General features: G+C 70.1%; 7 protein-coding genes. 5 read left to right on the forward strand and 2 right to left on the reverse strand.

Annotated features, from left to right (window positions below; genetic code table 11):
* Nucleotides 1-478 precede the first annotated feature (478 nt).
* The 5 genes from P1P70_RS33245 (at nt 479) to P1P70_RS33265 (ending at nt 5,758) form a co-directional block, all read left to right on the forward strand.
* A complete protein-coding gene (locus P1P70_RS33245) occupies nt 479-1,348 on the forward strand; it encodes a cell wall protein (RefSeq protein WP_413471607.1) in 870 nt (289 codons plus the stop codon).
* Between the two features lie 286 nt (nt 1,349-1,634).
* Nucleotides 1,635-2,414 (forward strand): HAD-IIA family hydrolase, encoded by a 780-nt coding sequence (locus tag P1P70_RS33250; RefSeq protein WP_319244434.1) that lies wholly within the window; start codon nt 1,635-1,637, stop codon nt 2,412-2,414.
* A gap of 149 nt (nt 2,415-2,563) precedes the next feature.
* Entirely contained in the window at nt 2,564-3,433 is an 870-nt protein-coding gene (locus tag P1P70_RS33255; RefSeq protein ID WP_413471608.1) for a hypothetical protein, read from the forward strand.
* 9 nt (nt 3,434-3,442) lie between these two features.
* Nucleotides 3,443-4,165, forward strand: a complete 723-nt coding sequence (locus tag P1P70_RS33260) for a class F sortase (RefSeq protein ID WP_319244439.1) — start codon at nt 3,443-3,445, stop codon at nt 4,163-4,165.
* Nucleotides 4,166-4,717: 552 nt separating this feature from the next.
* Nucleotides 4,718-5,758 (forward strand): glycoside hydrolase family 6 protein, encoded by a 1,041-nt coding sequence (locus P1P70_RS33265; protein ID WP_319244441.1) that lies wholly within the window; start codon nt 4,718-4,720, stop codon nt 5,756-5,758.
* Nucleotides 5,759-5,880: 122 nt separating this feature from the next.
* Here P1P70_RS33265 and P1P70_RS33270 read toward each other — a convergent pair whose 3' ends face one another.
* Both P1P70_RS33270 and P1P70_RS33275 read right to left on the reverse strand, forming a co-directional pair.
* Complete coding sequence (locus tag P1P70_RS33270) at nt 5,881-7,818, reverse strand: kelch motif-containing protein (RefSeq protein WP_319244443.1); 1,938 nt, start codon at nt 7,816-7,818, stop codon at nt 5,881-5,883.
* Nucleotides 7,815-9,812, reverse strand: coding sequence for a cellulose synthase catalytic subunit (locus tag P1P70_RS33275; RefSeq protein ID WP_319244445.1), 1,998 nt, complete (start codon nt 9,810-9,812; stop codon nt 7,815-7,817). Before P1P70_RS33275 ends, P1P70_RS33270 begins: the two co-directional genes overlap by 4 nt.
* Between the last annotated feature and the right edge of the window lie 392 nt (nt 9,813-10,204).

Below are 10,204 nucleotides of genomic sequence, written 5' to 3' on the forward strand. Positions count from 1 at the left end.
CTGTTGGGGGGCGGCTGCGGGGCGACGGGGGGTGCTCGCGCAGTTCCCCGCGCCCCTGAAAACGTGCGTCGGCCTGTCGGACGGCCTCGGTGCTTCAGCGGGTCCGGCGGCGTTCTTCGTGTCCTCCGTGTCGGCGGCGGACGTCTAGCACTGGGGGTCCCGGAAGCGAACGCCACGTCGAAGACCTGCTCACCCTCACCCTGCTTTCCCTGCCGTAGACCGGCTTCTGTCCCGGTCCCGGTACGAACATGGCGTCTTCGCCGAACAGGGAACGCAGTCCGTCGAGGTCCCGGTCCTTGAGGTACTGGGCGAAGCGCTCGTGCACGACTTCCGGTGTCATGTTCTTGCCTCTTCTTTTCTGCGTTGCGGGGCCGGTGCGCCGGCGGCTCCGCTGATCGAGCGGAGATTCGGGCTGATCCCGTGGGCCCGGGGCGTGGCGGGGCCCTCCCGTGCGGGTGAGTGGCATGGTCATGTGTTCATGCGACTGTGTACGTGCCTGACCCTTGCCCTCGCCGCCGCAGCCGCGCCCGTCAGTGGTCCTGCGGCGGCGGCGCCCGCGTCCGTGCCCGTTTCGGACGCGGGGCGGTCCGGTTGCGTCGGCGACGACAGCGGCGCCTTCCCCATCCGGAGCCGTATCCGCGGTGGCCCCGCCACGTACGTCGCCGGCGGCGGCTTCCACACCTGGGCGGTGGAACTCACCAACACCACCTCCCGGACCTGCGGGAACATCCACCCGGTGGTCGTGCTGGTCGACAGCGCGCGCACGCTGGAGCGGAGGCAGCCGCAGCTGGAGTTCTATGACGACGCCGAGGACACCACCTCCCGGCCGGTGACCTTCGAACGCACCGACGCGGACGAACTGGTCGGCGTGCTCGGCGGGGACGGGCACGGCGGCGGAACCGGATTCACCGTGCCGCCCGGCCGCACCCTCGCCGTCAAGGTCCGCCTCTCCCTCACCTCCGACGCGACCGTGCCGAACGAGGTCGTGGCGAACGCGGCCGTGGTCGAGCGGCGCGGCGACGACGGCACGTGGGTGGGGGAATCGAACGACTACCGCTTCCGGATCACCGACGGAGAGGAGGACGGTGACGACGGCGGGGCGGAGGCTGACCAGGACGGCGGCGGCGCGGCGAGGGACGGTGGCGCGGCGAAGGAGGGCGGCGCGGCGAAGGAGCGTGGCGGCGCGGCGAAGGAGCGTGGCGGCGCGGCCGTACCGGACGAGCGGCGGCCGTACCCCGACGAACTGGCCGCCTCGGGCATGCGCGAGGCCCTCCCGTACGTCACCGGCCTCCTGCTCCTGGCCGCCGGCGGCCTACTGACGGCCACGGTCCGCAGACGGGCCCGCTGACCGCAGGCGGATCCGCTGAACGCTGCCGCTCCCGCTAGCGCCGCGGCTCCCGCGCACCGCTGCCGATGCCCGCGCCGACGTCGATGGCCGCACCGCTGCCGCTGCCGACTCGGCCCCCGCTCCGACCTCGCCGCCCCCACCCCCGCTGACCTGAAGCGACCCCGGTCTCAGCGGCCAAGATCGGCCTCCTCTTTTCGGCCAGGGCTCACTAGGGTTGGGGCGGACCCGGACGTACGCATGTACGGACGTACGGCAGGTATCGACATACGCCGGCAGGAGATCGCACATGGCAGAGCGCAAGCCCATCGAGTCGTGGCTCACCGACATGGACGGGGTGCTCATCCACGAGGGCGTGCCGATCCCCGGCGCCGACGCCTTCATCAAGAAGCTCCGCGACTCCGGCCGCCCGTTCCTCGTGCTCACCAACAACTCGATCTACACCCCGCGCGACCTGCACGCCCGCCTCTCCCGCATGGGTCTGGACGTGCCCGTGGAGAACATCTGGACCTCCGCCCTGGCGACCGCCCAGTTCCTGGACGACCAGCGGCCCGGCGGCACGGCGTACGTCATCGGCGAGGCGGGCCTGACGACCGCGCTGCACGACATCGGGTACGTCCTCACCGACCACGAGCCCGACTACGTCGTCCTGGGCGAGACCCGCACCTACTCCTTCGAGGCCATGACGAAGGCGGTCCGGCTGATCAACGGCGGCGCCCGCTTCATCGCCACCAACCCGGACGAGACCGGCCCCTCCACCGAGGGCCCGCTGCCCGCGACCGGCGCCGTGGCCGCGCTGATCACCCAGGCGACCGGGCAGAAGCCGTACTTCGCCGGCAAGCCGAACCCGCTGATGATGCGCACCGGGCTCAACGCGATCGGCGCGCACTCCGAGACCAGCGCGATGATCGGCGACCGTATGGACACCGACGTCCTCGCGGGCATCGAGGCCGGGATGGAGACCTTCCTCGTCCTCACCGGTCTGACCACGTCCGAGCAGATCGAGAAGTTCCCCTACCGCCCCTCGACGGTCGTGAACTCGATCGCGGACCTCGTGGACCGTCTCTGAGTCCGGCCGGTCGGCCGCCGCCCCGGCGCGGCCGCCGAGTGCCCGGCCCCGGATAAACCCCCTGCCACCCGTACGGAGCAGCCGGGGCGCCTCCCCGGATGCGTCCCGGCGCCCGGCGGGGGAGTCTCTGGGGTGTCTGGAGGTTCACCATGGGCTCAGTGCGAGTCACTCTCTGTGCCGGGGCGGTGGTCGCGGCGGCGCTCGCCGCGTCGGCGCCCCCGGCCCACGCGAGCGACCGGGGGAACGCCCCGGGAAACGCCTCGGGGAATGTCTCGTCGGTACCCGCCTCACCGGCCCCCGGCACCGACATCCAGGTCCGGGCCCGGGGGTGCGGCGGGCAGACGGGAACGGCCGCCTCGACCGCGTTCGTCGCGGACGCGCGGCTCACCCAGCTCACCGGCAGGAGCCCTGGCACGCTCGCCGGGGAGACCCGCGTCCGCTCCTCGCTCGATCCCGGCACCTACGCGGTGCGGGTCACCTGCGCCGGCAGGGAGGACAAGGTCACGGGGACGATCAAGGTCGGTGACGGGAAGCCCACGCCAGGAACCGGATCCCTTACGGGCACCGGATCCCTGGCAGGCACCGGATCTCTGGCCGGCACCGGATCTCTGGCAGGCACCGGATCCCTGCCGGACACCGGACCCCTGGCAGGCATCAGTCCCCCCGCGACCAAGCCGCCACAGCCCAAACCAACGACGACCGAACCGCTCTCAACGATCGAACCGCCCCCGACAGCCAAGCGGCCCGACGGTGAGCGGCCCGCAGGTCGGCAGCCCTCGTCGCCCTCCTCCCCGGTCGCCCCCGTCCGCGCGGGCGGCGGTGGAGCGGCGGCCCAGCTCGCGGCGGGCGGCCCGGTGGACGCGCGTGGTTCGGCCGACCCGGCCAACTCCACGGACGACGCCCGGCACACCGGTCCCGGTGCCCGCCACGCGGTGGTCGGCCTGGTCCTCGCCGGTGTCGCGGCGGTGGCGGTCGTGGCGCGTGGTGCGCGCCGGGGCCGCGACCGCCGTACGGAATAGGAGGCCGTCGTGTCCGGACGGGACTATTCCGACAACGGCAACGAGTACGGCGGCGTCGGCGAACGCGAGTATCGGGGAGGGTCCGGCGGCGGGACCGGCCGGGTCGTCACCGGTGTCGCGTGGGCCGTCCTGCTGCTCGGGTTGTGGCTGTGGGGCCGTGAGGTCACGGACGTACGGCAGGGCAGTTCCGCGCCGACCACCGGAGACGTGGCGGCCGTGGGGAGGCCCGCCCAGGCCGAACTGCCGCCCGCCGCAGCGCCGTTGAGAGGGGCGCGGCCGCAGCGGCTGGACATCCCCTCGATGGGCGTGCAGGCGCCGGTGGTGGCGCGCGGCCTCGACCGGGACGGGGCGGTCGAACCGCCGTCCTACGGTCAGCCGGGCGTCGTCGGCTGGTACGCGGGCGGCGCGCGGCCCGGCGCGCCGGGTGCCGCGCTGTTCGTCGGGCACGTCGACACCGAGACCCGGCCGGCCGTCTTCTACAAGCTGAGCGCGTTGCGTGTCGGCGACAAGGTCCGGGTGGCCCGCAGCGACGGCAGGATGGCCGAGTTCACCGTGGACGACGTACAGGTTATGGGCCGCGACGAGTTCGACGCCCGACAGGCCTACGGCGTACGGCAGTCCGGGCGCGCCGAACTCCGACTCGTCACCTGCGGCGGCACGTTCGACAAGGCGAGCCGCACCTACACGGCGAACGTCGTCGTCAACGCCTACCTCAGCGGAACGGGGCCGTGACCGACACGGGGCCGTGACCGACACGGAGCAGTGCCGTCGCCCGACGCACGAAACGTCGCCCGACGCACGAAACATCGCCCGGCGCACGGAACGTCGACTGCCGCTCGGGACCCGGCGACTGCCGCTCGGGACCCGGCGACTGCCGCTCGGGACCCGGCGACTGCCGCTCGGGACCCGGCGACTACCGCTTGGGGCGGGGCGACTGCCGCACGGGACTTTGACCGGAAAGTGACCGGCGCCGAGACCCCGGTGGTACGCAACCCCGGCGCCTGCGCAGACGACGTCCTCACGGCCCCGTCGGCGACCCGCTCCCCCGGGCCCGCCGAACGGCCCGGTCCGCGACCGCGGGTGGGGCCCCGGCCAGAGGTTGTTTGACGCCAAGTAGACGGGTCGTGACTCTCTGTCATGGCGGCAGGTGGCGGTGGGGTGGGCGTGTTCCGGGGCGTACGTCCCCCGCCGGTGCCGCCCTGCGCGTGGGCACGACCTCGTTTGCGAGGCGGCACTTATGTCAGGATTGGGGCTTACGACACGGTGCACCCAAGGGGGAGTTGGATGTACGGCGGTAGGGGGGCCGGGATTCGGGCGTCCGGGGCGGTGATGGGGGTCGCGTTACTGCTCGCCGGCTGTTCCGGGGGAGACGGCGGTGACGACGGTGACGGCGGCGGCGGAGGGAAGAACCGGGCCTCCGGCGCCGGCATCACCCAACAGCCCAACGGCACGGACCCGTTCTGGGTCAACCCGGAGGGGAACGCGGCGGCGCAGGTCGCCGCCTACGAGAAGGCCGGCAAGGACAAGAACGCCAAGCTGATCCGCAGGATCGCCGAGCAGCCGACCGGCGAGTGGATCGGCCCGGAGAACCCGGAGCGGGAGGCCAAGGGCTTCACCGTCGCCGCGGAGGAGGCCGACCGGGACGCCGTCCTCGTCCTCTACAACATCCCGCACCGCGACTGCGGTCAGTACTCCGGCGGCGGCGCGGCCGACGGCGACGCGTACCGGGCGTGGATCGACGGCGTGGCCCGGGGCATCGGGGACCGTCCGGCCACGATCGTCCTGGAGCCCGACGCGGTGCTGCACGTGGTGGACGGCTGCACACCGGAGGAGTTCCACGAGGAGCGGTACGACCTGCTGAAGGGCGCGATCGAGACGCTGGGCGCGCTGAAGAACACGAAGGTGTACCTGGACGCCGGCAACGCGGGCTGGGGCGACCCCGAGGAGATCTACGACCCCCTCAAGTGGGCCGGTGTCGAACAGGCCGACGGCTTCGCCGTCAACGTCTCGAACTTCTACACCACCGAGGACTCCGTCGCGTACGGCAGGCAGCTCTCCGCGAGGATCGGGGACAAGCCCTTCGTCGTCGACACCAGCCGCAACGGCAACGGCCCCTGGAACGAGGGCGACGAGGACGAACGCTGGTGCAATCCGCCGGGGCGGGCGCTGGGGGAGTCTCCGACGACCAAGACCGCGGATGCGTTGGTGGACGCGTACCTGTGGGTGAAGCGGCCAGGTGAGTCCGACGGCGAGTGCAAGGGCGGGCCGAAGGCCGGGGAATGGTGGCCGGAGTACGCGCTGGACTTGGCGAAGGCGTCCGGCTGACCGCCCGGTGGGGCTTCTCGCGCAGTTCCCCGCGCCCCTTGGGGGGGCGCGGGGAACTGCGCGGCCAGCCCCCACGCACCCGCAGCCGATAAGCGAACGCGCAGCCGATCAGCCAGCAGTTCCTACGGCACCTTGACCCACCGCGCTTCGCTGGGCGTACCCGCGTCGTCCGTCACGAACAGCATGTACCAGCCCGACTGCACCAGATTCCGGTTCTTCGGCACGGTCACCGTGATCTCGTCCCCGGTGACCTCGAAGTCCACCTCGATCGACTTCTGGTCCACATCGGTCACATGCGTCGACGCACTCGGCCGGATCAGCCGCGCCGACGCGATCGACGACCCGTGCCGCGTGCCGAACGTCGCCTTCCCGCCCCGCGCGACCGTCTTCTTCTCCCCGGTCAACGTCGGTCGGGCGTCCTGGAAGAGGTACGGCGGCGTGTAGATCTCGATCCGCTGCTCGAACTCCCCCGGCTTGGTGTTGGCCTCGTCGGCGTACAGGGAGTCCGACCCGAAGAACACGACCCGTCCGTCCGGCAGCAGGATCGACCCGGAGTGGTAGTTCCGGCCCACCAGCGGGTCGGCCACCCTCCGCATCTCGCCCGTCCGCGCGTCGTACAGCCGCGCTTCGAGGATGTTGGAGTCGCCGCGCCCCCGGTAGTCCTCGGAGCCACCGGAGATGAGGACCGTGTCGTCGGGCAGGATCGAGGCCTGCGGGTACCGTGTGCCCTTCGCCAGCCGTGGCCCGTCCACGAACCGCGGCCGGTCGGCCAGCAGGTCGATCACCCGGGTCCGCTTGCTGGACCGCTCCGACTCACCGACCCCGCCCCCGCCGATGACCATGTACCTCTCGTCCTGCGCCGGGGGCAGCAGCACGGTCCCGGCGGTCTCCAGCAGCTTGCTGTCGCTCATGCCGGGGACCTTGGTGAACTTGTTCGTCTTCAGGTCCCAGATCCCGGGGTCACGCCCGATGTCGTCCGGCCCGTACCCCGCGTTCGCGCCCGAGTAGAACAGCTTGCCGTTCTGCATCAGCGAGATCGCCGGGTACGTCGGGAACTGCTGTTCGTCCTTGGTGTACGTCCACTTCTTCGTCCCGGGGTCGTAGATCTCGTTCTTGCCCGGGACGAGCTGGCCGATCTCGTCCAGCCCGGACAGCGACAGGACCGTGCCGTCCGTCAGCGTCGTCAGCGTCGGGTACCAGCGCGCCTCGTTCATCGGGTCGACCTTGATGTACTTCTCGGCGACCGGATCGAACTCGTAGGCGTCCTTGATCCCCTGGAAGTCCTTCTTGTCGAGGGCGAGTTTCTGCGCGATGCCGTACGTGTTCCGCGCGTCCTCGCCCTTCAGGCCGACGACCTTGTAGTTGTCCTCCGTCCCCGTCTCGTACCGTTTGCCGCTGCGCTCGGCCTCGACGTAGGCGCGCGCGATTCCCGGCTTGTTGCCGGTGAACTTGCCGGTGTCCGGGTCGAAGGTCTTGACGGCCTTCTTGAGCTCGACGGTGTCCTTGAGGACGAACGTCCTGCCGTTCGCCTTGCCGACGAACCTCGTCCCCGCCTTCAGTTCCATCCCCTTGTCGGGGTTCTCGTTGTGGATGATCATCAGGCCGCCGGCCTTGGTGACGTCCCCCTTCAGCTTCTCGTAGCGCTTGGTGCCGCCCGCGATCAGCAGATTGCCGTTGGACAGCTGGGTGTGCCCGGTGCAGAACAGGTCGGCCGGGGTCGGCACCCGCTCGATCGTCTGCGCGACCGGGTCCCACAGGCGGGTGTCGAACTTCTTCTTGTCAAAGTTCTCGGCGTCGTTCCCCGAGCCCGCGATCAGCAGGATCTTGCCGGTGTGCAACAGGGCGGCGTGGATGGTGTTCTGCCGGTACTTCTCCGGGAACTCCACGATCTGCCAGTGCCCGTTGGCGGCCTTGTACTCGGGTCTGTTGATCTTGTACTCGTGGTACTTCTCGGTGCTGAAGCGGTACACCCACGGCCCGTTCATCCCGGCGAGCGCGAGGACCACCGCCGAGCCGATCGCGAGGCGACGGGCGCGGCGGCGGCCTGCACGGTCCTTCATTCCTTACGTCCCCCAAGTCCGCCCAGGGCGATCTGCATGGTCTGGTCGCTACCCCCGCTGCCCGACCCGGACGCCGCCCAGCTCGGCTTGTGCTGGGGAGCGTGCGGCGCGTGTGGGGCGTGCGGTGCGCGGGGTGGCGCGAACGGTGCGGGAGCCGCCTCGGGCGGCGCCACCATGGACCCCTGCAGTTCGGCCGCGGCGGCGGCCTTCCTCCGGTCCTGGCGCAGCATGTAGCGCCAGACGAAGATGGGGAGGGCGGTGATCATCATGGCGAAGGTGGCCCAGATGACCATCGCCGGGTGCGCGTTGCCGAAGACGAACCCGGCGGCGATCGAGGCACCGAAGATGACGATGAAGTACCAGTGGTACCGGAAGGTGCCGAACCACCGGTCCGGGCTCGCCGAGTCCCCCTTGGGCGTGACCACGAACTTGCTCTTGCGGCGCAGCGCCGAGTCGATCAGCGCCTTGGCGTAGAGCGGCGCGGACAGCGCGGACATCACCATGCCCGCCACACCGCCGGAGCCCTCCGGCTCGTGCGGGGAGACGTTGTGCCGGCGGTTCCAGACGTACAGGCCTATCTGGAGCGCGGAGGCGTTGCCGTAGAGCATCAGCCACACCACCGGGTCGATGTTCACGCCCGAGGCACCGAGGCCCAGGAACAGGGCACAACTCAGCGCTGCCAGGATCCAGTTGAGCGCCGACATCGGGTAGAAGATGATCATCATCGTGTAGTTGAAGAGCTTGGTCGGCGGCAGCGAGTACCAGCCCTTCCAGTACTGCTTGAGGATCGTCTCGTACGTCCCGCGCGACCAGCGCATCTGCTGGGTGAAGAAGTCCGTCCAGGCGCTGGGCCCCTCACCCACCGCGAGCACGTCCGGCGTGTACACCGAGCGCCACTTGCGGCCCGTCGCCGGGTTCTTGTGGCGGTGGATCTCGAACCCGGTGGCCATGTCCTCGGTGATCGAGTCGTACAGCCCGCCGATCTGCTTGAGCGCCCGGATCCGTACGGCGTTGGAGGTGCCGACGAACATGGGGGCGCCGTACCTGTTGCCGGCGCGCTGGATCAGCGCGTGGAACAGGAACTGCTGGGACTCGGCGGCCTTGGTGACGAAGTTGTCGTAGTTGCCGTACACCTGGGGCCCGATGACGAAGCCGATGTCCGGGTCCCGGAAGAAACCGAGCATCCGCTCCAGGTAGTTGGGCAGCGGGATGTGGTCGGTGTCGACCGAGGCGAAGAAGTCGTAGTCGTCGCCGTGAGCGTCGAGCCAGGCGTTGTAGTTGCCGTGCTTGGTCTTGGCGCGGTGCGGTCCCTTGGGCTGGTTCCACTTCGCGATGCCCTTGCGGGAGAAGTGGTGCACGCCCAGGCGCGCGCAGACCGCCTTCACGTCCGCGTCGTCGCCCTCGTCGAGCAGCCACACGTGCAGCAGCCCGCGGTGGCGGAGCTTCACCGCGGCCTCCAGGGTCTTCGTCACCATCTCCAGCGGTTCCTTGCCGGGCACGAAGGAGGTGAGGAAGGCGACTCTGGTGCCGGTCTCGGGCACCACCGGGACCGGGTCGCGGGCGACCAGGGTGGCGTGCGCGTTCGACAGCACGTTCATGCAGCGGAAGAACTCGATCAGGCCGATCGAGATCAGCATGACCAGGTCGAGGGCGGGCAGGAACTCGTACTCGACGTAGTCGCGCTCGGTCCAGTGCTCCCGCTGCAGCAGCCAGGCCAGCAGGACCAGGGAGAGCAGCGGTGCGGCGGCCAGCATCAGGGCGACCCTGAGGCGGTGCGGCTCCTGGGAGATCAGCGACCGGTACTGCACCTTGTACGGCTTGGTCGGGTCGGGCTGGGTGAGCGGGCCGGCGAGGCGGCTGTAGTGCTCGTAGTCGTATCTCGGAAGGGTCTTCCTGAGCTTGCGCAAGGCTCCGGTCCGGGGAGACGGCACCTTGAGCCGGGTTGTTTCGGATGGGTCGTGGTTGTGCCGGGCGCCCGTCGGCGTCGACGTCATGAGTCATTCCCCCCGCACACACATCGAGTGTGTGTTCGTCGGTCTTTCATCCGAATCGGTCCCCCTCGACCGTTACGGACACATCAGTGGGTCATCGTCACCATGTGATCTACACCATGGAGACACGGGACGACGACCATCCGGTTGCATTGATGCCCCCTCGGCATCTTTTGCGCCAGAGTGCGTACGGTGCGCGCCTCGTCGATGCCCCCGGATCCCCATCCGGGGGCGCAAACCGCCCAAGGCGCCCCAACCGCCATGTATCCGCAGTCTCTTACGGCCCAGGGTTCTATGGTGTTCATCTTGATCGCAAGATGCGAAACACGGCGTTTACCGGTCATACGCGGGTTATTGGGGCATTGGTGGAGGATCCGTGGGGAGTGGGAGGGGAG

The organism is Streptomyces sp. MB09-02B (genome assembly GCF_033794485.1).
Classification (GTDB): domain Bacteria; phylum Actinomycetota; class Actinomycetes; order Streptomycetales; family Streptomycetaceae; genus Streptomyces.

Excerpts from the sequence above, each read along its gene's own strand:
- P1P70_RS33245 (WP_413471607.1), top strand. The coding sequence starts at position 479 with ATGCGACTGTGTACGTGCCTGACCCTTGCCCTCGCCGCCGCAGCCGCG.
- P1P70_RS33250 (WP_319244434.1), top strand. The coding sequence starts at position 1,635 with ATGGCAGAGCGCAAGCCCATCGAGTCGTGGCTCACCGACATGGACGGG.
- P1P70_RS33255 (WP_413471608.1), top strand. The coding sequence starts at position 2,564 with ATGGGCTCAGTGCGAGTCACTCTCTGTGCCGGGGCGGTGGTCGCGGCG.
- P1P70_RS33265 (WP_319244441.1), top strand. The coding sequence starts at position 4,718 with ATGTACGGCGGTAGGGGGGCCGGGATTCGGGCGTCCGGGGCGGTGATG.
- P1P70_RS33270 (WP_319244443.1), bottom strand. The coding sequence starts at position 7,818 with ATGAAGGACCGTGCAGGCCGCCGCCGCGCCCGTCGCCTCGCGATCGGC.
- P1P70_RS33275 (WP_319244445.1), bottom strand. The coding sequence starts at position 9,812 with ATGACGTCGACGCCGACGGGCGCCCGGCACAACCACGACCCATCCGAA.